This window comes from Dyella sp. OK584 (assembly GCF_057787755.1).
In genome coordinates this window covers 371,926-395,647 of the sequence record NZ_CM173542.1, presented here as the reverse complement: position 1 = coordinate 395,647, position 23,722 = coordinate 371,926, and the positions used below count along the sequence as shown (strand labels likewise).

The following is a 23,722-nucleotide window of genomic DNA, read 5'->3' as shown; positions in this document are numbered from 1 at the left end:
GCCCTTTTTTTGTGATGCCATGGCCTCCTACGACATTTCGCAAATAGCCGAAGCGATCAACGCCGGCCAACACCTTCGTGCCGAGCAGCTCAGCCGCGCCGCATTGGTCGAGTCTCCTCGCGACGAGAATCTCCTGCTGATGCTGGCCATGAGCCTGCATCTCCAGCAACGCCTGCAGGAAGCCGCACCGGTCTACGCCGAGCTGACCCAGTTGCGGCCGGATAGCAGCGTGAACTGGAACAACTACGCGACGATCCTGGCTGAGCTTGGTGCTCACCAGGAGGCCGTGGCTGCTTATTCGAAGGCCGTCGAACTGGATCCGCACAACACGCTGGCCAAGACCCAGCTTGGGCTATGGCTGATCCAGCTCCGTGACTATCTGGCGGCCCGCGATGTATTGCTGGACGTCGTGACGCTGCAACCGAACTCGGTGCAGGCGCGGATCGATGCCGCGCGTGCCTGCTGTCATTGCCAGGACGTCGAAGGCGCGGCGGAACTGCTCCGCTACTGGCGTCATTGGATGCCATTTGACAGCGACCAGCAGCAGTTGGAGTTGGCCCAGGTCCTGACCCTGAAGCAGGACATCCCCGGTGCTACCGAATTGCTGGAGGATCTACTCGCCCGCTGGCCGGGCCACCATGACGTGAGACTTCTCCTGGCCAGTCTCTACGAGCGTCTCAATCGCCTGGATGATGCCGAAGCCGTGCTGTCGCCGGTGCTTCGCGCAGGCCCGGAAACGTCGGACGTCCAGCGCAACGAAGCCAGCCACATCCTGGCTACCTTGGCCCTGCGCAGAAAGGATCTGCTGGCAGCGAAGGAATTGCTGGAGCGGATTGGTCCGGCGTCCGAGAGCAGCTATAGCCATTATTTCCAGCTGGCAAGCGTGTACGACAAGCTGGGCGAGGCCAGGGCGGCCATGGATACCTTGCGCGTGGCTCACCGACTGGAAGCCAGCGAGCGTCGCTTCGACTCGCCTGAATATTTCACGCCTGACGCTCCGGCCATGCCGGTGGACGCGCCACGTGTGTCGGCGGAACAGTATGCCCGCTGGCCACGATTGACTGCGCCCACCATGCACGACTCACCGGTGTTCGTGGTGGGGTTCCCGCGCTCGGGCACGACCTTGCTGGAGCAGATGCTGGATGCGCATCCCGGCCTGCAGTCGATGGATGAGAATCCTTTCTTCAATCGGCTTGCCGGCATCCTGGGAAACCACGACCGCCGCATCCTGGAAGATCTCAGTGTTCTGCAGCAGTACGATTGCGATGAACTGCGCAAGCGCTATCACGCGATGGTGAGCGAGCGCATCCAGCGCAATGGCGATGCACGGCTGGTCGACAAGAATCCATTGAACATGCAATGGCTGCCGATGATCCATCGGCTGTTTCCCGAGGCAAAAATCATCCTCGCCGTGCGTCATCCATGCGATGTGGTTCTGAGCTGCTACATGCAGAGCTTCCAGTCCGCTGGCCTGGCGGCGGCCTGCAGCACGCTCGAGCGGCTTTCGCGTGCGTATGTCGAGACGATGCATTGCTGGCTGGAAGAAGTGAGCATTCTGCAGCCCGCCGTCATGGTGTCGCGCTATGAGGATTTGGTGGGCGATTTTCCGCAGCAGGTGACAAGCATCGCGCAGTTCCTGGAACTGGAAGACGCGACGCCGATGCTGCAATTCGACCAGCACGCACGCAACAAGACCTTTATCGCCACGCCCAGTTACTCACAGGTGATCGAGCCAGTGAATCGCAAGGGCCTGGGGCGTTGGCAGAACTATCGCGACGAGTTCGAGCCGCTGCTGCCCATCCTGCAGCCGATGCTGCAGCACTGGGGATATTCCACCGACATCGAAGGCTGAAGGTTCCCGATTGCTTTCCGGTAACCCGCGCCTGGCACCGGCCATATCGGCCGTGTGCTCGCGCGATTGCCGCGGTCAGCGCTGGGGGATCTTCAATAGCTCGGGCAGGTAGGGCGCGTGGTCGCGCCAGCGGCCAGCGGAACGGGTGTAGACGGGCTGGCGTGCCTGCCAGGCGCTTGCGGTACTGATGCCGTCGCTCGTGGGCAACGGTTCGGAAACTGCAGGCGCCGACAGTCCCAGCCACGCGGATAACGCCGCGATGCATTCATCGGGCGTGGTCACCAATTCTTCGTAATGCACGGTGCAGATCGATGACGGGTAGCGTGCGCTGAAATGCGTCATCAACCGTCGGCAGCCCTGGATGACGGCGGCAATGTCGTGGAAGTCGTATGCATAATCGTGCGCGCGGTCGTGGAACGACTGCGACCACAGGGAGAGCGCGGTGTCTCGCGCGTCGCGCTGGCAGTGAATGATGCGTGCATGCGGCCACAACGTCATGATCAGGTCGATATGCAACAGGTTCAGCGGTTGCTTGTCGATGAACCATATGGCGTCCGCGTCGTCCTGTCTTAGCTGCGCCGCGTAAAGCGCAGCGGCATCTTCGAAAGCTGCCTGTTCATGCGCCGGCGTCAATGACAGGCGCTGCGCTATCGACTGCAGCCATCCGAGCTCACCGCGATTGCGTACATTCGCGTTTCGGGTGAGTAATTCCGCAAGCAAGGTCGTGCCCGAGCGCGGTACGCCAACGATGAAAACCGGCGTCCAGTCGGCGGCAGGCGACAGCTTCACGGAATGCGGTTTCGCAGTTAGGCGAGCCTCGATCGAGCGTTGCCAGAGTTTGCGCGACCACGTGCTGTGGGCGTGGGCGCGGTCATTGGCCTGACGCCAATACATGGCGGCCTGTGCGTGATCGCCCAGGTCATCATGCGCTTTACCGAGGGCAAACAGCGTCTGCGTATATGCGTTGTCGCTCAATCCAGCGCGCTGCAGTACGTCGCGGAACAGTGCGAAATCAGCGTGATTCGGATCGCGGTAACGCTGAAGGCCAGACAAGCCAATGGGAATATTCCACTCGATCGCCAGCGGCTCCTGCGCCAGCGCAATCTCATAATGCTCGCGTACGCGCTCGAACTGCCCGAGCTGGATGCCGAGCATGCCGGCGTAGGCATGCAGTCGAGGGTCTTGCGATCCGGCAGCGATGGCCGCCTCGCAGATTTGTGAGGCCTCTTTGGGGCGACTGAAGTCGTCGAGCAGCTCCACGGCCTGGATCACGGTATCCACGTCGTGCGGTCCATGATCGAACAAGCGAAGCATGGCTTCGGCGGCAGCGTTCATGCGGCCTTGCTCGCGCAAGAGACGTACCCACAAGAACGTGCCGGCGATATCAGCAGGATGACTATCCAGCCACTCACGCAGGTGCGACTCGGCTTGCGCCGGCTGCTGCATCTGCCAGTAGAGACCGGCCAATCCCAGGTGCAACTCAGACGCGTCGGGATGGCGTGTCGATGCTGCCTCGTAGACAGCGCGCGCGGTGTCGAGATCACCACGAAGTACCAAAGCCCGCCCGCATTCAAGGCACTCTTCCGGGGTCGCCTGCAACAGCGCATCGAGCAGCGTCTCTCTCGCTGGCAACCACGCGCCGCTTGCGCGACGCTGGGCATAGGCAGTCAGGAGATGTTGGGCGCGATCCGCGTCCGGCGAAGATGGACTCATGCCTGCCACGGCGGCAGATCGAGCGCCTTGCGCAACGGGTCGAGCAGGCTGCCGTAGCGTGCGGTGCGCGCGGTGTCACGCCGAAGCGGTTGACGTACCTGCGTGGCGCTGGGTGAACGCACCTCGCGGCGATTTTCATGGAACTGCAAGCAGCCCGCCTCGAATGGCAGGCCACAAAATTCCAGCAGGTCGCGGATACCTGCCTCAGGGTCGGCCAGCATCGCTTCGTAGCTGTGTTCGCGTACGTGCGAGGGATGACGCGCTGCGCCGCGCGTGGCACTGAGATCGAAGTCGCGCCAGAAGCTGGAAAGGTCGTCGAAGGTACGCGTGTAGCCGTTGCTGCTGTCGAGTTGCTGGCGATAGCACGAAAAACAGGTTTCCAGCGGATCGCGGCGGCACAAGACAATGCGCGCGCCTGGCAGCATGGCGCGTATGGCGTCGATATAGAGCCAGTTGTTGGGCAGCTTGTCGGTGAATAACGGTCGCTCGCGCCGCCAGCGCGCGGTGCGTTCGAGATAACGCAGGCCCAATCGCTCCCAGTCGGCCGGTTGCATCTCGCTTGACCACAGTGGAAACGGCTTGCCACGACGGCGTGATTCTTCACCCAGCACGAGCGGCAGGTCGGCCAGTTCACCGGCACCTTCGATGGACGAATGCGAGGCGAGGATCTGCTCCACCAGTGTTGAACCGGAGCGCGGCAGGCTGGCGATGAAGATCACCTCGTGGCCCAGCGACGCGGGTGCCGCTGTGTGCACCTGGTCGAAGGCGGTGTGGATGCCGACGACGCTGGTGGAAAACGCTTGGGCATTCCATGGCTGCAGGCGTTGCCCAATGGCATTGGCCTGCGCCAGCGCGTCGAGTGATTCGGCATAGCGACCGGCGTCGTCCAGTGCCTTGGCTATCGCAAAGCCAATGCTGATGCGATCGCGCTCGTTGGCGTCTGGACGCTGCAGCGCCGCGCGCATCTGCGCGAGATCGGCATCGCTGAAGCGCTGGTTCTTGAGATCGGCGAGCCCCCACCAGGCCATGCCTTCACAGGGGCGCTCCGCGATCAACCTACGGTATTCGGCCGCGGCCTCATCGACCATGCCGCGCGTACGCAGCAGATCAGCCAGCAATGCGCGGGCGCCGGTGTGGTTGGGCGCGAGCGATATGGCGCGTTTCAGGGCCTGAGTGGCCTCTTCGTTGCGCACGCACTTGGTCAGCATGATGCCCAGGTTGTACCAGGCCATGGGCAAGCCCGGCTGGAGTTCGCATGTCCTGTGCAGGGCTTCGATGGCGGCTTCGTATTGTCCCGCCGTGCCTAGCAGCGATCCCAGCGTGTTGTGATACAGCGCGTCCTGTGGGCGCTGCGCCAACGCGCGTTGCATGGTGCGAAGGGCTTCCGGATGCTGGCCGCGCAGGCTGTGGATGCCCGCCTTCATGCGCAGTACCTCCGGATGATCCGGGTAGGCAGAGAGCACGCGCGCCAGTTGCTGATCGGCTTCGTCCACGCGCCCGGCGTCGAGCGCCTGGCCGGCTACCATCACCTGCTGGGTGGCGGTCGGCCCCAGCCCCTGCAATCGCGGATTCATCAATGGCCCAGCTCCGGAGGTCGTTCCCTTCGCGCGTCTTCCTACAGATGCCGAAGACGCGTGCGGCTTGTGCAAACACGTCTATTATGCCCGCACATGCCACGGTGAAGCCGGAGGCATTCCGGGGAGGGGCAACGTGTCATTTGCGGTAGGTCGAAAATGAACAGTGGGATTCACGGGGGAGCCGTAGCCCTGCGCGAGATGGCGCTGAATGGACTGCGCCAAGGCGATGCAATGGTCGCCGAGCAGCATTTTGCGCGGCTGCTGGAGCAGGTGCCCGACGACGTGGAGGCGTTGCAGTTTGTGGCGAGTCGTCACCTGCTTCGCGGCGATGCGTTGCGCGCGGTGGCGATGTTGCAGGTGGCCTCGAAGGCCCAGTCCGGCAATCCCGATATCCTGCATCAACTGGGCGCGGCACAGTCGGTCGCCGGAGACCTTCAGGGCGCCACTCAAAGCTTGCGGCGCTGTCTGACGCTGGCGCCTCAGATGTTCGTGGCTCGCCTGCGCCTGGCCATCGCGCTGGAGCAGCTCGGTGAGACGCATCGCGCGTTGCTGGCCTATTTTGGTGCCGTCAACGCAGCGCAGGCGCAGGGGCGCTGGATGAGCGACGCCACTACGGCGCCGGGCCTGCAGGACGCAGTGAAGCACGCGATCCGATTCATCGACGCCGGTCGGCGCCAGACCTTCGATGCGGTGCTTGAGCCGCTGCGTCAGCGCTATGGCCGTTCCGAGCTGTCGCGGGTTGAGCAATGCCTGTCGATCTATCTGGGCGAGCAGCCGGCGAACCTGCCCGATCCGCGGCAGAAGCCGAAATTCCTCTACTTTCCGGGCGTTCCCAGCCAGCCGTATTACTCCACCAATCGCTTCCCCTGGCAGGCGGACCTGGAAGCGGCTACCGAGATCGTGCGCGAGGAGCTGCTGGCGGTGCTGGCCGAAAACCAGCCGCTACTGCCGTTCCTGGGTGAGCAGTCCGCGGAGGAGTTGAAGGGCCACCTGCAATCGTCCAGCAGCCAGCCCGCGGCCTGGGATGCCTACTTCTTCTATCGCCATGGCGAGCGCTTCGATGAGCATTGCGCGCGTTGCCCGCGCACCTCGGGGTTGCTCGATTCGATGCCGCTGGTGCGCATTCGCGACCACGCGCCGGAGACGTTGTTCTCGGTGCTTCGGCCGGGCACGCATATCCTTCCGCATCGTGGCGTCACCAACACGCGCCTGGTCACGCACCTGCCGTTGATCGTGCCGTCCGATTGCGCCATCAACGTCGGTGGCGAGATCTACGAATGGCAGGAAGGCCGCTGCGTGACGTTCGATGACACCTTCGAGCACGAAGCGTGGAACCGCAGCGATACGACGCGCGTGGTGATGATCCTCGACAGCTGGAATCCTGATCTCACCGACGTCGAGCGCGTCGCCGTGACCGACCTGGTCGAGGCGATCGGTGATTTCAACCAGGCCAGTGAAGTGCCGGTACCGACCGGCTGAGTTCTCGCAGAAGTGACTGGCGTTGCCACGCCGGCTCAGCCGGCCTTGGCGGTCTGCGCCTCGTAAACCACATGCAGCCTTGCGGTTGGTCTGGCGCGGTCGGCGAGGCACTGCGCGTGCAGGTCATCGTACGAAGCCAGGTGGGCGTGCAGCCAGCGCTGCATCTTGGGACCGAACAGGCTGTCCACCTTGTGGTCGGCTTCCTGTACCTGACCGTGGATGGCCGAAAGCTTCCACGGCTCGTAGTCGAGATTGGCGATCGGCTGCTGGCAGGCACTGTCCAGCGGCGCGTCCGGCGGCAGCTCCAGAAAAGCGCACAGTCGCGCCCATTCGGCTTCCGGCTGGCGGACGAGGTCTTCCAGAAACACGAAATGGTGGTTGGCGCGGCCGACATGCTGGCCATGGATTTCCACCGCGCGGTTCCAGCGGCGCGCCCAGTGCACGGTGCCGCCACCGAAGGCTTCTTCGTTCTCGAAGCGCAGGTAGACATCGATCAGCGAGGCCAGCACGTCGGCGCCACGCCGCACCACGTGGACGAAATGCGCGTCGGGTGCCAACGCCTCGATCTCCGGGATGTAGAGCAGGTGGTTGGGCGTCTTTTCCAGCCACATGCTGCGGCCGGCCGCCACGGCCGAGCGGTCCAGCAGGTTCAGGAAACGCCGGGACAGCGTGGCCATGTGCAGTGGAGCGAGTGTGAAGGGAACGAACCCCGCGAGCTGCTGGTGCAGGGCAGCGAAGGACTCGCGCATGTGGCGCCGCGTGAAGCCCAGGCGTTGCCGCCAACGGCGGCGTTTGGGCTGGGCGCGGGCATCGCCCCAGCGCCATTCCAGGTCGCCATGCACCTGCTCGAAGAAGGCAGTTTCCGGCAACGTGTAGATCCCGGGATGTCGTGCCAGCAGGGCTTGCACAATGGTTGTGCCAGAACGTGGGCATCCCACAACAAAGGTTCGCCGCATCGCGCTGTCTCCAGGAACAATGGCCGCGGACGTCACGACCAGTGGACGTGAACAACGCGTGATCTTGCGCGGCGTTGACCAAAAAGTACAGCTTCACGTAAGCAAGGAATTTCGGGTTCGTCACATTTGACAGACCCGTCCGCGGGCGGTGCGGACCGACGGCCCAGGGCGAACCTGTCATGCTTCAGCGATAAGGCCCCGTTTTCCAGGAATGTCTCATGCACGCCCTGATTTTCGACCACTTCGGCCCGGCTGATGTCCTGCACTGGTCCGAGCGCCCCGACCCGGTGCCGGGTCCTGGCCAGGTGTTGGTGCGGATGAAGAGCGTGGGCCTGAATTTCGCTGACGTATACCGCCGGAACGGCAACTATCACCTCAGCGGCTCGGCGCCGTGGATCCTGGGTTACGAGGGTGCCGGTGTGGTTGAGATCCCGGTAGCCGGGGACGGGATGTTCCCGATGGGAACCCGCGTCGGTTTTGCCGACATGCCCCACGCCAATGCCGAGCTGGTTGTAGTAGACCGCGATCGGCTGATTCCGCTGCCGGAAGACATCGACTTCGACACCGCTGCGGCCGTGCTGCTGCAGGGGCTGACGGCTCAGTACCTGGTCACTGACAGTTTCAGCGTCCGACCCGGCGACGTGGCCGTGGTACACGCCGCGGCCGGCGGGGTGGGGTTGCTGCTGGTGCAGATGCTCAAGGAGCTAGGTGCGGTCGTGCTCGGTATCGCCTCCAGCGAACCCAAGCGCGATGCCGTCATCGCCGCAGGCGCCGACGTGGCGGTGGGTTACGACGAGTGGGTATCGGCGACCAAGGCATTAACCGGCGGCCACGGCGCCAGCGTCGTGTACGACTCGGTGGGGCGCACGCTGGCCGACAGCCTGGCGGTCGCGCGCATCGGCGGTACGGTGGTGTTTTATGGCATGGCCGCCGGCGATCCTGCACCGGTCGATCCGCGCCTGCTGATGGATCGCTCGCTGACCCTCACGGGTGGCGACTTGTGGAACGTACTGACCGGCGCCGACGTACGCCGCGAGCGGGCGACGGCACTATTCGGGCAGATTCGTCAGGGCGCGCTGAAGCCACGCATTGCGGCACGCTACCCACTACGCGATGGCGCCAGGGCGCACGCTTTCCTGGAGAGCCGCGCGGCCACTGGCAAGGTGCTGCTGACTCTGTAGCAGCGCGCGCCATGCACGTCTGCAGGGTGCCTGCGTCATCGCTTGGCCGGATTTCCGTGCACCGAGTGCGCTACGACAACAGCAGGCAGTTTCAGAAACGGTCCGAATCCTCGGCCTCATCCACCGGCAGTACATGGTGAAACACGCCATAGTCGATGTGGCTCACGCCGAGCTCGTCGTCGTACACCAGATCGACATAGCGATGATTCCGGCGCCATTCCCGGTAGCTCCATTGCCGCCGCGCCAACATCGATTGCGAGGTGGTTTCGTCGATGCCCTCGATCGACAGCATCAGCGTTGCCTCGGTGGCGGCCAGTGCTTCCTGTGTCAGGTTGTGGAGCGGACTGCTTTCGTCGATCACGTGCATCAGGGTCCAGCTAAGCGTGAACACCGGATGGCGGTCGCGCAGCAGCTTCAGATCGTGGATGCGACGCAGACGAAACCCCTCGGGCGAGGATTCCCGCAGCAGCAGATGCAGCTTGGCTGAGGCCTCGGCGATCACATTCTGGCGAGCGTTCGCCGCGCGGATCATCAGCGTAGGCTGGCCGTGGATGCTCCGGATCACGGGATGGTCGGCAAAAATCATTTTGGCGCGCGGGCGCGAGAAGCGCGCGAACACCAGGCCGGTAACCAGCGCGATGCTCAGCATGCCGAAGAAGATCTCCACTGTCGCCACAACGTGCCCATACACCGTCTGCGGGTGCATGTCGCCGTAGCCCACCGTCGCCAGCGTTTCCACGCTGAAGAAGAACGCGCCGCCGAAGTTGGCGGGAAACTGATTGGCGATGGGGTGGTCGCCCAACTGGTAGAGACCGGCGAACAGCGTGTTGAGCAGCAGGAAGATAGTGGCGATAAGACCGAAGAACGACGGCCAGCGGATGGTCAGCGCGTAGTGGTAGATGTCGTCCCAGATGCGCCGCGTCAGGCCCTGGCTGACAAATGGACGGCCGCCGATGTCGATCGTGCGGGGACGGTTGAATACTTGCTGCAGCCATGGATGCATCGCGAGAAACCGTTCCTGGTTGAGTGCAGGCGCATTCTATATCTGGCGCCCGCGGGTCTACGCGGAACGGGTGGCCAGCACGTCGCGCCAGGTCAGGTGCAGGCGCAGGTCGAGCTCCTGCTGGTGGTAGTCCGGCTGCATGTATTCGCACAGCTGGTAGAACGCCTTGTTGTGCTCGAACTCTTTCAGGTGAGCCAGTTCATGCACCACGATCATCTGCAGGAATTCCGGCGCGGTGTCGCGAAACAGCGAGGCGATGCGGATCTCCTTTCGTGCCTTCAGTCGCCCGCCGTGCACGCGCGAGATGGCCGTGTGCAGGCCCAGCGCGCGCCCGATGACATCCAGCTTGCTGTCGTACCACACGCGATCGATGCCAGGTGCGTTGCGCAGGTGTTCCTGCCGCAGCGCGTTGGTGTACGCGTAGAGCGCCTTGTCGCTCTGAATCTCATGGCGACCCGGGTGGCGGCGCTGCAGATAATCACCCAGTTCGTCGCGCTCGATCAGCAGGTGCACCTTGTCCAGCAGCGCTGGCGGGTAGCCGCCGAGGTACTTCAGGGGTGTCATGCGGTGGGAGGTTCGTCGTCGAAGCCGGTATAGCCTTCCGGGAACACCGGCGTACCGTCGCCTTCGAGCGCAATGATCGCGGCCAGAGCCTTGGCCGCCGCCTCCTCGGCCAGCCCCTCGTCGCGAAAGCTGCGGTTCTCGCAGATGGCGTAATACACCGGGTAACCGTGGCGCTGGCGTGGCGTGACCACAATGCAGGCGCTGAAGCGCGAACCCTCGGCGACCGCCAAGGAACGGGCCGTGTAGTCGTCGAAAAGGCGTTCGGTCATGGTGGTGGTCCAGAGGGCAGGATTGCCTATGTTAGCTGGCTGGCTGTGCCACCATGCGCACCATGCCAGCCAGTACGCCCCGCCTTGTCCTCGACACCAATGTCGCGCTCGATCTCTTCGTGTTTCGGGATCCAGCGGCTGCCCGGCTGATTGAAGCACTGGAGGCTGGCGTGGCGCAGGCGGTGGTGGACGAGCCATGCCGCACCGAATGGCTGGGCGTCCTCGATTACCCGGCGCTGGCTCTGGCCGACGATGTGCGCCGTGATGCGCGCGTGGCCTTTGACCGCTGGACGTTGCTGCTGCCCCCATCAGAGCTGCCGCCACGCAGCGATGTGAAGCTGCCGCGTTGCGCCGATCCGGACGACCAGAAATTTCTTGAGCTGGCGCTGGCCTCCGGCGCGCGATGGCTGCTCAGCAAGGACAAGGCCGTGCTGCACCTGGCCCGACGCACCGCGCGCGAGGGTTGGTTCCAAATCCTGTGGCCGTCGGCGTGGGAACCGCCCGTATCGTGAGCGCCGGATTCACGCGGGATTGATCGCGCATTGGCGATGCTCGTTGTGGTGAATCATCACAGCGGAGTCCGGCGATGAAGGCAATGCAATGGGCCATGAGTGTGGTTGTGACGAGTGCGGTGGCCCTGGCCGGCTGCGGTACGGCGAGCAATCACGACACGGTGATCAGGGACGCGGTGGCCAATCGCGTGTTCCTTTATCAAACGCCCGGTAGCGGCAACGCCACGGTGCAGGTCGTGCGTGCCAACGGCTACTTCGGCGGCGGTTGCTCCAGCCAGATCGTGATCGACGACAAATTCGCCGCTCAGCTGGAAACCGGCGAGCAGGTCGCGTTCTATCTGCCTAGCGGAGCGCACGTGGTGTCGCTGACCAACTCCGGTGCTTGCCACAAGCTCGGCGACAACGCTCGCGTGGACACTACGCTTGCTCCGGGCGAGAGCGTGCTGGTGGAAGTGAACAAGTGGGGCTCGTCGCTGTCGCTGGCCAAGCGCTGAGCGGGCGCAAGCAATTTCCATGCGGCACCGCTTTCATCTGACGAAATGACCAGGTGATCGTCATGCTTGAACCTGTCCTTATCCATTGCCCGTATTGCGGCGAGCCCATCGAGATCCTGGTGGACGGCTCGGTGGACAGTCAGCGCTACATCGAGGATTGCCAGGTGTGTTGCCGTCCCATCCAGGTTGCAGTGGATGTCGAAGAGGACGGTGAGCTGCGTGTGGGCGTTGCCTCCGAAAACGAGGGCTGACTCGCTCAGGGCACATCCGCAGAGTCGATCACGTCCACGCCCAGCTGTTCGTAGCGGAAGCGCGTGGCGATATCGGTATCGGTATCGGGCGATACCGGGCGGGTAAGGTCCCACAGCACGTGCGTGCGATAGCCGAGATCCACGGCGTCCTGCGCCGTCCACAGCACGCAGACGTCACGCGCCAGGCCGCACAGGTAGACCTCGTCCACGCCTTGCGCCTGCAACCAGTCATGCAGTTCGGTGGCCGGTCGCTTGCCTTCAGGGCCGTGGTTTTCGCGAAAACCGCTATAGGAATCCACGCGCGGGTCGTCGCCCTTGCGGATCACCTTGTCCACGCCAGACCAGTCGATGTCTGGATGCAGCGCGGCGCCGGGCGTGTCCTGCACGCAATGTGGCGGCCACAACGTCTGGGCGTGGCCATACATGGGAACGCGGTCGAACGATTCGCGCCCTGGGTGCGAGCTGGCGAAGGACATATGCCCGGCGGGATGCCAGTCCTGCGTGGCTACCACGTGCTGGAAAACATGTCGCTTCAACAAATGGTCGATGCCGGGAACGATGGTGTCGCCTTCGTGGCAGGCCAGGGTGCCACCGGGCATGAAGTCCGGCTGCACATCAACCAGGATCAGGGCGGCGCGATTGCTGATGGAAAGGCTCATGGGCGCGTCGGAACTCGTAAGAGGCTACGTCCGAAAAGTCTAGTAGGCCTGAGCATGAGTGCGGTGTGACGGGTTCGACGAGTGCTTTGTACGCGATATTCGGGGTTCAGGGTAAGAGATTTCTTACGCAGGAATACGGTCGTCGTTCGGCTGCAGGCATAATGCGCGCAAACAACAACAACGGTGGGACAGGGGCATGCCTTACGACCAGTCATGGATGGGATACGGCCTGACCGGCGCATTCGAGGCAGGCGCCATCGCGGCCGTGACAGGCTTTCTGCTGTTCGGGCTGTTGCGCTGGATTGGGCGCAGCCAGGGTTGGGGCGTTGGCATGGAAATCAGCTGGGGCTACCTGGGAGGCATGCTGCTGGCGGGCGGCCAGGACCTGTGGAACCTGTTCTATTTCAACTACGGCCGGCTGCAGTCGCTGCAGCTGCTGCGTGTACGGCTGGCCGAAGTGCATGACGCGGACAACCTGGGCCAGCGCGTGCTGTTTGAGTTCATCGGCGTCGGCGTCGGCGTCTACCTGGGCTGGCTGGCGTTTGGGCGCCGCCAGTCCGCCTGATGATCCGGCGATGTACGCGTGGCCTGCGGTGCCGGCCGCTTGCAAGCACTCCCTAGCCTCTCCAAGTCGTACCCATGCCTACCCACCTTGAAACAGGGGCCGCCGGCGCTCCGCTGACCCTGCGCATCGTCCAGATCGTGTGCTTCACGTTTCTGGCCTATCTGGTGATTGGCATGCAGCTGGCGGTGCTGCCGCCGTTCGTGCACAACGATCTGGGTTTTGGCGCGGTGCTGGCGGGGCTGGTGATCAGCACGCAGTACGTTGCCACGCTGCTGAGCCGCGGTTTTGCCGGGCGTACTTCCGATACGTCCGGGCCCAAGCGAACGGCGCTGATCGGCATGCTGGCCTGTGGTGGCAGTGGAGTGCTGATGATCGTGGCCGCTGTGCTGCGTGCATGGCCCATGGCGTCGCTGGGCACGATGCTGATGGCGCGACTGGCACTGGGCATGGGCGAAAGTTGCGTGGCCACGGGCTGCATCATGTGGGGCATCGGCCGTGTCGGTAGCGAGCACACGGGCAAGGTCATTTCGTGGAACGGCATCGCGACCTATGGCGCATTGGCCGTGGGCGCGCCGCTCGGCGTACTGCTGGTATCGGCCGGCGGCTTCATCATGATTGGTCTCGCTGGCGTGCTGCTGATAGTGCTTGCGCTGCTGCTTGCGTGGCGCCGGCCGGCGGTACACGTCGAAATGGGTGAGCGCTTGCCGATGCGTCACGTGTTCGGTCGCGTGGCGCCATATGGCACGGGGCTGGCGCTGGGCTCGGTGGGTTTTGGCGTGATCGCCACCTTCATCACGCTGTATTACGCCAGCCAGGGTTGGGCCGGTGCTGCGCCCACGCTCAGCGTGTTTGGTGTGTGCTTCGTCGGTGTGCGTCTGGTGCTGGGCTGGACCATCTCGCATTTTGGTGGCTATCGCGTGGCCATGTGCTCGTTGCTGGTCGAGACGGTCGGCTTGGTGGTGCTGGCAACGGCCGGCCATGTCGGTGTGGCGATGCTGGGTGCGGCGCTCAGCGGCATCGGCTTCTCGCTGATCTTCCCTGCGTTGGGTGTGGTTGCGGTGGAGCGGGTGAGTGCGAGCAATCGCGGCGCGGCGCTGGCGGCGTATTCGGTGTTCATCGACGTGGCGCTGGGAGTTACCGGGCCACTGGGCGGCTGGATCGCCTCGGGTGGTCGGTACGGGCCGATGTTCGTGGTGGCCTCAGTGATGTCGCTGGCAGCGGCGTTGCTGACCGGGGCGTTGTATTTGAGCTATGGGAACAAGGTGCGGGGTTGACGCCCGCTCCTTCTCCCCAAAGGGGAGAGGGAGTTCTTCAGAGCACCGGATCAAACAGCCGCGCCACATGCATGGCCAGCCGTCGCAAGTAAGACGCCTTGAGGTATTCCGCCTCGCTCACTTCATGCGCATGCGAGAAATCCTCGCGCAGCATCGTCTCCACTTGCGCTGCGAATTCGCGTCCCACATTCAATGCGCCTATCTCGAAGTTGAGGCGAAATGATCGGTTGTCCAGATTCATGCTGCCCACCAACGCGGTGTCGTCGTCGATCAGCACTACTTTCTCGTGCAGGAAGCCCGGCTGATAGCGGAACACGCGAATGCCAGCACGTACGGCATCATGCGCGTAGAGCCCTGTAGCCAGGAACACCGTGCGGTGATCGGGCCGCGAAGGAATCAGCACGCGCACATCCACGCCGCGAAACACGGCCAGGCGCAGCGCCGACATCACCGCCTGATCGGGCACGAAGTAGGGCGTGGTGATCCACACGCGCCGACGCGCGGCATGGATCAGGGCCACGAACATCAGCGAGCAGGTTTCCTGCCGATCCGCCGGACCCGTAGCGGCAATCAGCGTGTGCGCACTCCCGTCACTGGAATGTGGCGGCAGCAGCGGCGGCAGCGCGCCGGTCACCCAATGCCAGTCTTCGGCAAAGCTGCGCTGCAGGTCGGCCACTGCGGGGCCGTCGATCTGCAGATGCGTGTCGCGCCATGGCGCCAGCGGAGGTTTCAGGCCGAGATACTCATCGCCCACATTAAGCCCGCCGACGAAACCGCGCACACCATCCACCACCACGATCTTGCGGTGGTTGCGAAAGTTGAGCTGGAACCGGTTGCTGCGTCGCTGCGTAGCGAACGGGTGGATGCTCACGCCTGCATTGCGCAGGGTTTCCACATACTGGTGGGGCAGGGCGTGGCTGCCAATGCCGTCGTACAACACGCAGACCTCGACGCCAGCGCGCACGCGATCAAGTAACACCTGTTGCAGTCGTCGCCCCAGCATGTCGTCGTGGATGATGAAGAACTGCACCAGCACGCAGTGCTGCGCTTCGCCGATGGCAGCAAGGATGGCGTTGAACGTCGCTTCACCGTTCACCAGCAGCCGCAACTGCTGCCCCGAGTGGAAGCGCGCGCGCAGCATGTTCGCGATCTCCGCATAACGCGCGCATGCCGAGAGCGGCAATGAGCCGGATTCGAGTGTGATATCGGCTATGGCCTGCATCTGCTCGCGACGCAGACGGTGCAGGTCGATATAGCCGTGGAACCGACTGCGCCCGAGGTACAGGTACGGCACCAGCGTGACATAGGGAAGCAACACCAGCCCCAGCGCCCAGGCAAAGGCGCCCTGCGGTGTGCGGGTGTTCATCACCGCATGCGTGGCTGCCACCACGCCGGCCATGTGCAGCAGGATGACGAATACGCCGATGCCGCTGCTCAGCATGCGCGATGCTCAGCGGCGAAAGAGGGTTGCGCGTAGCTTCGGAGCAACATGCGGTCCTCGTCGGTGGCGAATCAGGTCATGGCCTTGCGTACAGTGTCGAGCACGTCGTGTTCGCGCTTTTGCAATTCCTGCTGCAGGTAGTCCACGAACAGGCGGATGCGCGCGGGCAGGTAACAGCGGCTGGGATAGATCGCGTAGATGTGCGCCTCCGGCAGGATCACGTCGGCCAGCAGCGGCACCAGTCGTCCGGCGCGCACGTCGGCGGCAATGTCCCACGCCGCCTTGAAGGCCAAGCCGTGTCCGGCCACCGCCAGCTCACGCATGATGTCGCCGTTGTCGCAAGTGATGCTTGCATCGATACGCAGCGTACGCGGTCCTTCCGGTGTCTGCAGGATCCACGGCAGGATGCCGTGGCCCGGCCGGTGCAGCATCAGGCAGTCGTGTTGCTCCAGGTCCTCCACGCGGGTGGGCCGGCCGCGACGTTCCAGGTAGGACGGCGCGGCGCAGACCACGCGAAAGTTCGTGGCGAGCAAGCGCGATACCAGTCGCGAATCGGTCAGGGTGCCGCTGCGCACGGCCACGTCCACGTTGTGCTCGAACAGGTCGAGCATGGTGTCGGTGTTGGTCAGCCGCAGCGTGAGGTGCGGGTGCAGCGCGGCAAAGTCCGCCGCGATCGGGCCGATGTGCTGCCGGCCCATATCCACCGGCATGGACACGTGCAGCTGGCCGCGCACTTCCAACTGACGCAGGCTCACGGCGGAGTTGGCGTCGTCCACGTCGGCGATGATGGCCTGGGCGCGCTCGTAGTAGATGGTGCCTTCCTCGGTGAGCGTGAGGCGACGCGAGGTGCGCTGGAGCAGCCGCACCCCGAGCGTCTGCTCGAGGCGGTTGAGCCGCTTGCTGGCGGCAGCCGGCGACAGGCCAAGCTCACGCCCGGCGGCCGAGAGGCTGCCTTCGGTGACCGCGCGGACGAATAGCCGCATGTCCTCAAAATCGACCATCTTCAACTTTTTGGAATAGATGCCTCTCTAGTTTGCTCAATTCACGAGGGGTGCGGCAAGGCGCACAGTGGCGACCGCTTTTCCACGGAACGACCCGTATGAACTCGCTATCCCCCTCGGAAGGCCCGGAAAGCCTTCCTTCGGCCCACGCGGAGGCCGCCAGCGGCGCGTCCTCGCGACTGGCTCTGTTCGCGTTGTCCGTGGCGGCCTTTGCCATCGGCACCACCGAATTCGTGATCATGGGCTTGCTGCCGGAAGTGGCGAGCGACCTGCATGTGAGCATTCCCTCGGCCGGCCTGCTGGTGTCGGGCTACGCGCTGGGTGTGGCGGCCGGTGCGCCGCTGCTGGCGGCCTTTACGGCTCGCATGGAGCGCCGCAACGCGCTGCTGTTGCTCATGGGCCTGTTCATCCTTGGCAATGCGCTCTGTGCGGTGGCGCCAAACTACGGCGTGCTGATGGTGGCGCGCGTCGTGGCTGCGTTCTGCCATGGCTCGTTCTTCGGCATCGGCGCCGTGGTGGCCTCGCACATCGTGCCGCGCGGGCAGGCCGCGCGTGCCATCGCCCTGATGTTCACCGGCCTGACACTTGCCAACGTGCTGGGCGTGCCATTCGGTACGTTCCTGGGCCAGTGGGCTGGCTGGCGCTCCACCTTCGGCGCGGTGACGCTGCTCGGCGTGTTGGCGGCCATCGCCGTGTGGCGACTGGTGCCGGCCTTGCCAGGGTTGCCGTCGCCGCACATGGGGCGCGAGCTGAGGGTGCTGCGTCAGCCGCAGGTGTTGCTGGCGCTGGCGATGACCGTGCTGGGCTTCGGTGGTGTGTTCACCGTATTCACCTATATCGCGCCGATCCTGCAGCAGCAGTCGCACGTGAGCGTAGGCGCTACCGGTTGGGTGCTGGTGTTGTTCGGCGTGGGAACGACTATCGGCAACATGCTTGGCGGTCGTCTGGCTGACTGGCGCTTGATGCCATCGCTGGCCGCCGTGCTGGTCGTGCTGACGCTCGTCATGGTGGCGTTCGCGTGGACCATGCACAGCACCGTGGCCGCCATCGCTACCGTGTTCGTGTGGGGCGTGTTTGCCTTCGCCACCGTGCCACCGCTGCAGATGCGCGTGGTGCAGCAGGCCAGCGATGGCCCGCATCTGGCCTCCACGTTGAACATCGCCGCGTTCAACCTCGGCAACGCCATCGGCGCCTTCATTGGCGGCGCGATGATTGACCTGGGCCTGGGGTTGCCGTCCGTGAGCATCGCCGGCGCGGCGGTGACGCTGCTCGGCCTGCTGGTCACGCTGGTCAGCGCCATGCTGGAACGCCGACGCGGCACATCCCCAGCGGCCTGCGCTGTCGTCGCTTGAGCGCAGCCATCACCGCCAGACTCTTACCCGTACACGAAGGAATGTCATGACAACGCCATCCAAGGTAGCGCTGGTCGTCGGCGCGCAGGGAGTGATCGGACGCAACCTGGTCGATCACCTGTCCACGCTCGACGACTGGCAGGTAGTAGGCCTCTCCCGCCGCGGAGGAGCATCGACCGATCGCGTGCAACACATCGCAGTGGACCTGCTCGACGCGGAAGATGCACGCCAGAAATTGGCGTCACTCACGCACATCACGCATGTCTTCTACGTTGCCTATCAGGACCGTCCGAGCTGGGCCGAACTGGTGCCACCGAATCTGGCGATGCTGGTGAACGTAGTTGACGCGATCGAACCGATAGCATCTCGCCTGCAGCACATCAGCCTGATGCAGGGCTATAAGGTCTACGGCGGCCATCTGGGTCCGTTCAAGACACCCGCCCGCGAAACCGATGCGGCCTTCATGCCGCCAGAATTCATGCACGATCAGCAGCGCTTTCTGGAGCAGCGTCAGCAGGGCAAGGCGTGGAGCTGGTCAGCGATTCGTCCGGCGGTCGTTGGCGGCTTCGCACTGGGCAATCCGATGAATCTCGCGCTGGGCATCGCCGTATACGCTTCGATGAGTAAGGAGCTCGGACTGCCGCTGCGCTTTCCCGGTAAGCCGGGAGCCTACGACCGTCTGCTCGAAATGACCGATGCCGGCCTGCTGGCGCATGCCACCGTCTGGGCTGCTACCGAGCCTCACTGCGCCAACCAGGCCTTCAACATCACCAATGGCGATCTGTTCCGATGGAATGAGATGTGGCCGGCGATCGCCCGCTATTTCGAGCTGGAAGTAGCGCCGCCATTGCCGCTCGCGCTGGGTACGGTCATGGCGGACAAGGAGCCGTTATGGCGTGCGATGATCGAACGCCACGGCTTGGCAGAACATGCGTACGCCGATGTGTCGTCCTGGCGGTTCGCCGATTTCGTGTTTTCGTGGGACCACGACATGTTTGGCGATGGATCCAAGGCGCGTCGCTTCGGCTTCCACGAACATGTCGAAACGCAGGCGATGTTTACTCGACTGTTCGATGACTTTCGTCGGCGCAGAATCATCCCCTGAGCGCCATGTCCAAGGAAAAATCCATGAAAGCCGTTGCCTATCGCCGCAACCTGCCCATCACCGATCCGCAGAGTTTGCTCGACGTCGAGCTGCCCGCACCGGTGGCGCAAGGGCGCGACCTATTGGTGAAAGTCGAGGCGATCTCGGTCAACCCGGTGGACGCCAAGGTGCGCAAGCGCGTCGACCCGCAGGGTGCCGACAAAGTGCTGGGATGGGACGCTGCCGGCACCGTTGTGGCCGTCGGCGCCGACGTGACCTTGTTCAAGCCGGGCGATGCCGTCTACTACGCCGGTGCGATTGATCGTTCCGGCAGCAACGCCGAACTGCAGCTGGTGGATGAACGTATCGTGGGGCGCAAGCCGAGCACGCTGGATTTTGCCCAGGCCGCGGCCATGCCGTTGACCGCCGTCACCGCATGGGAGCTGTTGTTCGATCGACTAGGCGTGCCGCGTGGAAGCACCGCGCGTGGCGGCGTGGTGCTGGTGGTGGGCGGCGCCGGTGGTGTGGGCTCCATGGCCATCCAGCTCGCACGCCGCCTGACCAATTTCACCATCGTCGCCACCGCGTCACGCGACGATAGTCGCGCATGGGCCACCGACATGGGTGCGCATCATGTGGTCGATCACCGCAGCGATCTGGTCGCTGCCGTCAAGGCGGTTGCACCGCAGGGCGTCGACGTTGTGCTCAGCCTCACGCATACCGAGCAACATTTCCCTGCGCTGGTGGAGCTGCTCAAGCCGCAGGGAAAGCTTGGATTGATTGACGATCCCGCGACACCGCTGGACGTCAGTCTGATGAAGTCCAAGAGCATTTCGCTGCATTGGGAATTCATGTACACGCGCTCGCTGTACCACACCGAAGATATGCAGGCCCAGCATCGCTTGCTGGATGAAGTGGCCGATCTCGTCGATGCCGGTGTGTTTCGTTCGACGTTGCGCGAGAACCTTGGCGCGATCAACGCGGCGAACCTGCGCCGCGCGCATGCGCAACTGGAGAGCGCCAGCACCATTGGCAAGCTGGTACTAAGCGGCTTCCAGTGAGTTGGAGCGCCACGAATGCCGAGGCGTTCGTGGCGTTTGCTCAGGCGTTGAGGAGGCGGTCTGCCAGATTACGCGCCTGCTGGCGGATCTCCGGCATGGCCGTGGACTCCCACAGCGTGCCGCGCAACAGGGTGCCGATCGCGTAGAAATGCGGCCAGGTCTGCCCGTCGTGATGCAAGCGGCCTTCAGGCGTGGCGATACAACCCAGCCCCAGCGGGTCGGGCGTGACGTGGCCGTTGGTGGCCAGCTGGCGCATGAGACGGTGCTCCGTGCGGCGCACATCGGTATTGAGGCCCACCGTCTGAATCACCAGGTCGGCGTCCAGCGTTTCGATGGCGCTTCCGTGCGGCGAACGGACGTCCAAACGCAATTTGCCGTCAGCCACCTCCACTGCTTGCAGTCGACCACAGCGGCGATGCAGGCGGCCTGCGCTTTCCAGCTTTCGCAGCGACATCATTACCTGCGGCGGCATGCGATGACGCACGCGTTCCCAGGCCCAGCGCGCATGACGCAGGAAACGAGAGCGCTCCACTTCCGGCAGCAGTGCCCATAGCGAAGGTGTGTGCGGACGCAGGCTGTCGATCACCGTGCGCCAGTCGCTGCTCTGTGCGATTGTTTCGCGCAGCAGGCGGATCCAGGTGCGGATGTCCGGTGCTTCGCGCATCGACTCGATCAGCTCACTGCTGTCATCGGCGGGTGCCGAAGCGGTTTCCAGGTGCGGCTCGGGTAGCAGGCCATGGCGGGAAATCGCTTCGAACGTGGCATTCGGCCACTGGGCCGATAGTTCCAGCAGCACATCGACCGCGGTAAGCCCGAGGCCGATCAGCACGACCTTGCGCCGGCGCGCGTCAGGCTTCAATGCGGCGAGGAAACTCCACGGCTCGGTGACATACATGCCGCTGTCGAGCGCCGCCTCGCTGACACCGCTGAGCGGCAGCGGGGGAAGCGACCCGACCGCGAGCACGGCTGCGTCGACACGGGTGTTGTCTTCGCCCTGAATTATGGTGACGCCGTCGTTCTCCGGTACGACGGCATCCACTGCGAACGGGAGCACTCGCACGTCATGTCCCGCGTTGCGGGCATGTTCGAGTGCACGCGCAATTTCCGCTTCCAGATAGTCGCCGTACAGGCGACGAGGCAGAAAATCCGTGCCGGCGATGCTGTTGTCGCCACGCTGGGCAAAATCCAGAAACCCCTGTGGCTTCGCGGCAAACATGCTCATCGACGCGGCGCGTACATTCAGCAGGTGCTTGTCCGAACGCGTGCCGTAAGCGACGCCGCGCGGCGACGTGCTGCCACCGGTATACCAGTCCAGATGCAACGGCTGCGGCGGCTGGCGTTCCAGCAGCTCGCTTAGCAGCGCTGCCGCTGCAGCACCGCCGCCGATGATGGCGACCCGTCGATACATGCCACTCCCTTAAATGATTGCTTTGTACGGCTCAGGCGTACAGGCGGCCAGCAATGGCGCTGCGCTGCTGTCTTACGAGCCATTGGCCGGGTTCCCCGACTTCTTCGTATGTCAGGTACTGTGCCAGATTGCCACCGTATACGTGAAGCGTCAGCGCCGTTTCGTGCCGTGAAAGGTTGCGGCAGCGGTGTGCGTAGCGGTCATCGGCGTCAAACCAGCTGGCATCGCCAGGGCCCAGCCAGTCGCGGCCCATCCGGCGCAGGATCTTTCCCTGCGCGTCACGATCCCAAGATTCCACCTCAAGGGCGCCGTGCAACGCCATTTCCAGGCCCCACAGGCCTGCATGATCGTGGATGGGCATGGCGTAGTTGGCGGGCCATGCCATCACCAGCACGCTGAGGTCCGGCTTGCCGCGCTGCGCAACCAGCCAGCGTTCGAAACCCTTGTTTCGCGTGCGCAAATCGGCGAGATCGCCGTTCAGCGACAGCCTGTTCTGGTGCACCATCCGGCTCAGTTCCCTTGCCATGGAAGCAAGGTCCGGATGCTCACCCACACCGAAATCAAACGCGATATCACGCAGTGCCTTGAGGTGTTGCATGTGTTTGGCCATGCGATGTAACCCGACGGGAACCGGGCCGCAGTGGATCATGCGCGTCGTTAAAGTCCCGTAAGCCAGAGCAGTGAAAGAGACACGCTGGCGGTATGACTTTCGCGACATGCGCAGCAGGTGGCAAAAGCGCACGATTCTGTGTGAGAAGGCCTTGAAATGCGCGGCCGTCGCCTGCATGACGACGATGCACAATGGTCACCGGATTCCATCTGCCGGGAGGAGAAACGTCATGATCGCAATGAGCGTGCTCTTGATGCTGTTCGTAGGTGTATGGCTGGCAATCGCCTTCATCGGTGTGGTGTTCAAGCTGACCTTCGCGTTGATAGGCGGCTTGTTCCACATCATTGGTGCCGTGCTCGGTCTTCTGTTTGGTGGACTGGCGTTGCTGATCGTCGCGCCGATCGTGGCGGTGGCGTTGTTGCCGCTCTGTTTGCCGGTGATCCTGCTGGCGGTGGTGGTATGGGCGATCGTGCGTGCTTCGCGTCGATCCGCTGCGCCGGCTCCGGTTACGACGCGCTGATGACTTGTTTGCCGCGGAAGGGCCCGGTCTGACACTGGATGCAGGCCGGGCCTTCCCTCGCGGTTTGCATGAAGCAATGACGCGATGCGCTGCGGCTGCTCAGAGCTGATTGACGTTGAAGCTCACCGGCACGCGGGCCCAGGCGCGTACGGCTTGTCCGTTCACCATCGCCGGCTGGAATTTCCAGCCCTGCATCACCTGCTCGCTGGCACTGTGATCAAGCAAGGCATAACCACTGCTCTGTTCGACGGTGACTTGTTGCGGCACACCTTTTTCGTCCACCAGCACCCGGAGCAACACAGTGCCTTGCATACGCGTGCGCAGGGCTTGAGGTGGATATTTCAGCGGGACGGCGCGATAGGCCAGAGTCGCTTCCACTGGCCCAGCAACCGTAGCGGACGCAGGTTCATGGGTAGCGGCCGCCGGACTTGGCGCAACAGCCGGCAGCGCGTTGTTGTTTTCTTCGTTGATGTTGTCGATCGGCGGCGATAGCGGTTGCGGCTGCACGTATGGCTGCGGAACGGGCTTGGGCTGCACGATCGGCTTGAGCTCGATCGGCGGTGGTACCACGGCCTTTGGCGGTGGCGGAATGAAATGGACTTCTGTCTGGGTGAGACGTTGCACTTGCTCGGCCCATTGTGGGGCCATTGGACGCAGGGCGACCAGCAAGGCCACCAGGTTGAGGGCAATGGCCACGCTCAGCGCCGCGATGCGGGTACTGTCGGGATGGGCATGACGGGGTACGGCCAGGCTTGCGGACGACATAAGCGACCTCCTGACGTTTCGATGTTGGATGGGCACCCGTCACGCCGCGTGGGGACGCGGTGGGGATCGTGCGGATGCGAAACCAGCCTATGCCTGTCGAAAGCGCTTGCACAAGTAGCCGTATGGAAGGC

24 protein-coding genes are annotated in these 23,722 nt (G+C 63.8%); 12 read left to right on the top strand and 12 right to left on the bottom strand.

Translation table 11 applies throughout. The features are described from left to right. Positions 1-19: 19 nt before the first annotated feature. On the top strand, positions 20-1,852 hold the full coding sequence (locus AC3CBN_RS01755) for a tetratricopeptide repeat-containing sulfotransferase family protein (protein WP_488635112.1): 1,833 nt from the start codon (positions 20-22) through the stop codon (positions 1,850-1,852). A gap of 75 nt (positions 1,853-1,927) precedes the next feature. Here AC3CBN_RS01755 and AC3CBN_RS01750 read toward each other — a convergent pair whose 3' ends face one another. After that, the gene (locus tag AC3CBN_RS01750; RefSeq protein WP_488635111.1) at positions 1,928-3,565 is read right to left on the bottom strand and encodes a tetratricopeptide repeat-containing sulfotransferase family protein; all 1,638 of its coding nucleotides are present in this window, start codon (positions 3,563-3,565) and stop codon (positions 1,928-1,930) included. Then, positions 3,562-5,139: a tetratricopeptide repeat-containing sulfotransferase family protein gene (locus tag AC3CBN_RS01745; RefSeq protein ID WP_488635110.1), complete on the bottom strand. Its 1,578-nt coding sequence runs from the start codon at positions 5,137-5,139 to the stop codon at positions 3,562-3,564. The genes AC3CBN_RS01750 and AC3CBN_RS01745 overlap by 4 nt, the downstream gene beginning before the upstream one ends. A 159-nt stretch (positions 5,140-5,298) precedes the next feature. Here AC3CBN_RS01745 and AC3CBN_RS01740 point away from each other — a divergent pair, with 159 nt between their 5' ends. Then, on the top strand, positions 5,299-6,621 hold the full coding sequence (locus tag AC3CBN_RS01740) for an aspartyl/asparaginyl beta-hydroxylase domain-containing protein (protein WP_488635109.1): 1,323 nt from the start codon (positions 5,299-5,301) through the stop codon (positions 6,619-6,621). A gap of 35 nt (positions 6,622-6,656) precedes the next feature. On the opposite strand, the gene AC3CBN_RS01735 is transcribed toward AC3CBN_RS01740, so the two are convergent. After that, positions 6,657-7,529, bottom strand: coding sequence for a sulfotransferase family protein (locus AC3CBN_RS01735; RefSeq protein WP_488635108.1), 873 nt, complete (start codon positions 7,527-7,529; stop codon positions 6,657-6,659). Positions 7,530-7,795: 266 nt separating this feature from the next. Here AC3CBN_RS01735 and AC3CBN_RS01730 point away from each other — a divergent pair, with 266 nt between their 5' ends. Beyond that, positions 7,796-8,758: a quinone oxidoreductase family protein gene (locus AC3CBN_RS01730; RefSeq protein ID WP_488635107.1), complete on the top strand. Its 963-nt coding sequence runs from the start codon at positions 7,796-7,798 to the stop codon at positions 8,756-8,758. Positions 8,759-8,849: 91 nt separating this feature from the next. Here the strand turns inward: AC3CBN_RS01730 and AC3CBN_RS01725 are convergent, their stop codons facing one another. The 3 genes from AC3CBN_RS01725 to AC3CBN_RS01715 are packed head-to-tail and all read right to left on the bottom strand — an operon-like array spanning position 8,850 to position 10,594. Next, a complete protein-coding gene (locus AC3CBN_RS01725) occupies positions 8,850-9,761 on the bottom strand; it encodes an ion channel (protein WP_488635106.1) in 912 nt (303 codons plus the stop codon). Positions 9,762-9,818: 57 nt separating this feature from the next. Further along, positions 9,819-10,325: a M48 metallopeptidase family protein gene (locus tag AC3CBN_RS01720; RefSeq protein ID WP_488635105.1), complete on the bottom strand. Its 507-nt coding sequence runs from the start codon at positions 10,323-10,325 to the stop codon at positions 9,819-9,821. After that, positions 10,322-10,594 carry a hypothetical protein gene (locus AC3CBN_RS01715; RefSeq protein WP_488635104.1) on the bottom strand — a complete coding sequence of 91 codons (273 nt, stop codon included), beginning with the start codon at positions 10,592-10,594 and terminating at the stop codon, positions 10,322-10,324. Before AC3CBN_RS01715 ends, AC3CBN_RS01720 begins: the two co-directional genes overlap by 4 nt. 53 nt (positions 10,595-10,647) lie before the next feature. On the opposite strand from AC3CBN_RS01715, the gene AC3CBN_RS01710 reads away from it, so the two are divergent. The 3 genes from AC3CBN_RS01710 to AC3CBN_RS01700 all read left to right on the top strand — a co-directional run bounded on the left by AC3CBN_RS01710 (position 10,648) and on the right by AC3CBN_RS01700 (position 11,851). After that, the gene (locus AC3CBN_RS01710) at positions 10,648-11,106 is read left to right on the top strand and encodes a PIN domain-containing protein (RefSeq protein ID WP_488635103.1); all 459 of its coding nucleotides are present in this window, start codon (positions 10,648-10,650) and stop codon (positions 11,104-11,106) included. Positions 11,107-11,180: 74 nt separating this feature from the next. Next, positions 11,181-11,600: a hypothetical protein gene (locus AC3CBN_RS01705; RefSeq protein WP_488635102.1), complete on the top strand. Its 420-nt coding sequence runs from the start codon at positions 11,181-11,183 to the stop codon at positions 11,598-11,600. Between the two features lie 62 nt (positions 11,601-11,662). Continuing rightward, complete coding sequence (locus AC3CBN_RS01700; protein WP_488635101.1) at positions 11,663-11,851, top strand: CPXCG motif-containing cysteine-rich protein; 189 nt, start codon at positions 11,663-11,665, stop codon at positions 11,849-11,851. A 5-nt stretch (positions 11,852-11,856) separates the two neighbouring features. Here AC3CBN_RS01700 and pncA read toward each other — a convergent pair whose 3' ends face one another. Continuing rightward, on the bottom strand, positions 11,857-12,510 hold the full coding sequence (pncA, locus tag AC3CBN_RS01695) for a bifunctional nicotinamidase/pyrazinamidase (protein WP_488635100.1): 654 nt from the start codon (positions 12,508-12,510) through the stop codon (positions 11,857-11,859). 196 nt (positions 12,511-12,706) lie between these two features. On the opposite strand from pncA, the gene AC3CBN_RS01690 reads away from it, so the two are divergent. Together AC3CBN_RS01690 and AC3CBN_RS01685 are read left to right on the top strand one after the other, a co-directional pair. Continuing rightward, positions 12,707-13,075, top strand: coding sequence for a hypothetical protein (locus AC3CBN_RS01690; RefSeq protein ID WP_488635099.1), 369 nt, complete (start codon positions 12,707-12,709; stop codon positions 13,073-13,075). A gap of 74 nt (positions 13,076-13,149) precedes the next feature. Further along, entirely contained in the window at positions 13,150-14,349 is a 1,200-nt protein-coding gene (locus tag AC3CBN_RS01685; RefSeq protein ID WP_488635098.1) for an MFS transporter, read from the top strand. Between the two features lie 37 nt (positions 14,350-14,386). On the opposite strand, the gene cls is transcribed toward AC3CBN_RS01685, so the two are convergent. Both cls and AC3CBN_RS01675 read right to left on the bottom strand, forming a co-directional pair. After that, positions 14,387-15,790 carry a cardiolipin synthase gene (cls, locus tag AC3CBN_RS01680; RefSeq protein WP_488635097.1) on the bottom strand — a complete coding sequence of 468 codons (1,404 nt, stop codon included), beginning with the start codon at positions 15,788-15,790 and terminating at the stop codon, positions 14,387-14,389. Positions 15,791-15,861: 71 nt separating this feature from the next. Continuing rightward, complete coding sequence (locus AC3CBN_RS01675) at positions 15,862-16,773, bottom strand: LysR family transcriptional regulator (RefSeq protein WP_488635096.1); 912 nt, start codon at positions 16,771-16,773, stop codon at positions 15,862-15,864. A 116-nt stretch (positions 16,774-16,889) separates the two neighbouring features. Between AC3CBN_RS01675 and AC3CBN_RS01670 the strand changes: the two genes are divergently transcribed. The 3 genes from AC3CBN_RS01670 to AC3CBN_RS01660 are packed head-to-tail and all read left to right on the top strand — an operon-like array spanning position 16,890 to position 20,288. After that, on the top strand, positions 16,890-18,143 hold the full coding sequence (locus tag AC3CBN_RS01670) for an MFS transporter (protein ID WP_488635095.1): 1,254 nt from the start codon (positions 16,890-16,892) through the stop codon (positions 18,141-18,143). 46 nt (positions 18,144-18,189) lie between these two features. Beyond that, positions 18,190-19,248 carry an SDR family oxidoreductase gene (locus AC3CBN_RS01665; RefSeq protein WP_488635094.1) on the top strand — a complete coding sequence of 353 codons (1,059 nt, stop codon included), beginning with the start codon at positions 18,190-18,192 and terminating at the stop codon, positions 19,246-19,248. Between the two features lie 23 nt (positions 19,249-19,271). Continuing rightward, on the top strand, positions 19,272-20,288 hold the full coding sequence (locus tag AC3CBN_RS01660; RefSeq protein WP_488635093.1) for a zinc-binding alcohol dehydrogenase family protein: 1,017 nt from the start codon (positions 19,272-19,274) through the stop codon (positions 20,286-20,288). Positions 20,289-20,328: 40 nt separating this feature from the next. Here the strand turns inward: AC3CBN_RS01660 and AC3CBN_RS01655 are convergent, their stop codons facing one another. Both AC3CBN_RS01655 and AC3CBN_RS01650 read right to left on the bottom strand, forming a co-directional pair. Beyond that, positions 20,329-21,696, bottom strand: a complete 1,368-nt coding sequence (locus AC3CBN_RS01655) for an FAD/NAD(P)-binding protein (protein WP_488635092.1) — start codon at positions 21,694-21,696, stop codon at positions 20,329-20,331. Between the two features lie 31 nt (positions 21,697-21,727). Continuing rightward, positions 21,728-22,483 (bottom strand): cysteine dioxygenase, encoded by a 756-nt coding sequence (locus AC3CBN_RS01650; RefSeq protein WP_488635091.1) that lies wholly within the window; start codon positions 22,481-22,483, stop codon positions 21,728-21,730. Between the two features lie 52 nt (positions 22,484-22,535). On the opposite strand from AC3CBN_RS01650, the gene AC3CBN_RS01645 reads away from it, so the two are divergent. Continuing rightward, complete coding sequence (locus AC3CBN_RS01645) at positions 22,536-22,826, top strand: hypothetical protein (RefSeq protein ID WP_488635090.1); 291 nt, start codon at positions 22,536-22,538, stop codon at positions 22,824-22,826. 99 nt (positions 22,827-22,925) lie between these two features. Here AC3CBN_RS01645 and AC3CBN_RS01640 read toward each other — a convergent pair whose 3' ends face one another. Continuing rightward, on the bottom strand, positions 22,926-23,591 hold the full coding sequence (locus tag AC3CBN_RS01640) for an energy transducer TonB (RefSeq protein ID WP_488635089.1): 666 nt from the start codon (positions 23,589-23,591) through the stop codon (positions 22,926-22,928). Positions 23,592-23,722 lie beyond the last annotated feature (131 nt).

Bases quoted from the DNA above. Each gene is read 5' to 3' on its own strand.
- AC3CBN_RS01650 (WP_488635091.1), bottom strand. From the start codon at position 22,483: ATGCAGGCGACGGCCGCGCATTTCAAGGCCTTCTCACACAGAATCGTG.
- AC3CBN_RS01665 (WP_488635094.1), top strand. From the start codon at position 18,190: ATGACAACGCCATCCAAGGTAGCGCTGGTCGTCGGCGCGCAGGGAGTG.
- AC3CBN_RS01690 (WP_488635099.1), top strand. From the start codon at position 12,707: ATGCCTTACGACCAGTCATGGATGGGATACGGCCTGACCGGCGCATTC.
- AC3CBN_RS01705 (WP_488635102.1), top strand. From the start codon at position 11,181: ATGAAGGCAATGCAATGGGCCATGAGTGTGGTTGTGACGAGTGCGGTG.
- AC3CBN_RS01685 (WP_488635098.1), top strand. From the start codon at position 13,150: ATGCCTACCCACCTTGAAACAGGGGCCGCCGGCGCTCCGCTGACCCTG.
- AC3CBN_RS01715 (WP_488635104.1), bottom strand. From the start codon at position 10,594: ATGACCGAACGCCTTTTCGACGACTACACGGCCCGTTCCTTGGCGGTC.
- AC3CBN_RS01655 (WP_488635092.1), bottom strand. From the start codon at position 21,696: ATGTATCGACGGGTCGCCATCATCGGCGGCGGTGCTGCAGCGGCAGCG.
- AC3CBN_RS01645 (WP_488635090.1), top strand. From the start codon at position 22,536: ATGATCGCAATGAGCGTGCTCTTGATGCTGTTCGTAGGTGTATGGCTG.
- AC3CBN_RS01710 (WP_488635103.1), top strand. From the start codon at position 10,648: ATGCGCACCATGCCAGCCAGTACGCCCCGCCTTGTCCTCGACACCAAT.
- AC3CBN_RS01720 (WP_488635105.1), bottom strand. From the start codon at position 10,325: ATGACACCCCTGAAGTACCTCGGCGGCTACCCGCCAGCGCTGCTGGAC.
- AC3CBN_RS01745 (WP_488635110.1), bottom strand. From the start codon at position 5,139: ATGAATCCGCGATTGCAGGGGCTGGGGCCGACCGCCACCCAGCAGGTG.
- AC3CBN_RS01640 (WP_488635089.1), bottom strand. From the start codon at position 23,591: ATGTCGTCCGCAAGCCTGGCCGTACCCCGTCATGCCCATCCCGACAGT.
- AC3CBN_RS01740 (WP_488635109.1), top strand. From the start codon at position 5,299: ATGAACAGTGGGATTCACGGGGGAGCCGTAGCCCTGCGCGAGATGGCG.
- pncA (WP_488635100.1), bottom strand. From the start codon at position 12,510: ATGAGCCTTTCCATCAGCAATCGCGCCGCCCTGATCCTGGTTGATGTG.
- AC3CBN_RS01755 (WP_488635112.1), top strand. From the start codon at position 20: ATGGCCTCCTACGACATTTCGCAAATAGCCGAAGCGATCAACGCCGGC.
- AC3CBN_RS01750 (WP_488635111.1), bottom strand. From the start codon at position 3,565: ATGAGTCCATCTTCGCCGGACGCGGATCGCGCCCAACATCTCCTGACT.
- AC3CBN_RS01700 (WP_488635101.1), top strand. From the start codon at position 11,663: ATGCTTGAACCTGTCCTTATCCATTGCCCGTATTGCGGCGAGCCCATC.
- AC3CBN_RS01670 (WP_488635095.1), top strand. From the start codon at position 16,890: ATGAACTCGCTATCCCCCTCGGAAGGCCCGGAAAGCCTTCCTTCGGCC.
- cls (WP_488635097.1), bottom strand. From the start codon at position 15,790: ATGCTGAGCAGCGGCATCGGCGTATTCGTCATCCTGCTGCACATGGCC.
- AC3CBN_RS01730 (WP_488635107.1), top strand. From the start codon at position 7,796: ATGCACGCCCTGATTTTCGACCACTTCGGCCCGGCTGATGTCCTGCAC.
- AC3CBN_RS01725 (WP_488635106.1), bottom strand. From the start codon at position 9,761: ATGCATCCATGGCTGCAGCAAGTATTCAACCGTCCCCGCACGATCGAC.
- AC3CBN_RS01660 (WP_488635093.1), top strand. From the start codon at position 19,272: ATGAAAGCCGTTGCCTATCGCCGCAACCTGCCCATCACCGATCCGCAG.
- AC3CBN_RS01675 (WP_488635096.1), bottom strand. From the start codon at position 16,773: ATGCGGCTATTCGTCCGCGCGGTCACCGAAGGCAGCCTCTCGGCCGCC.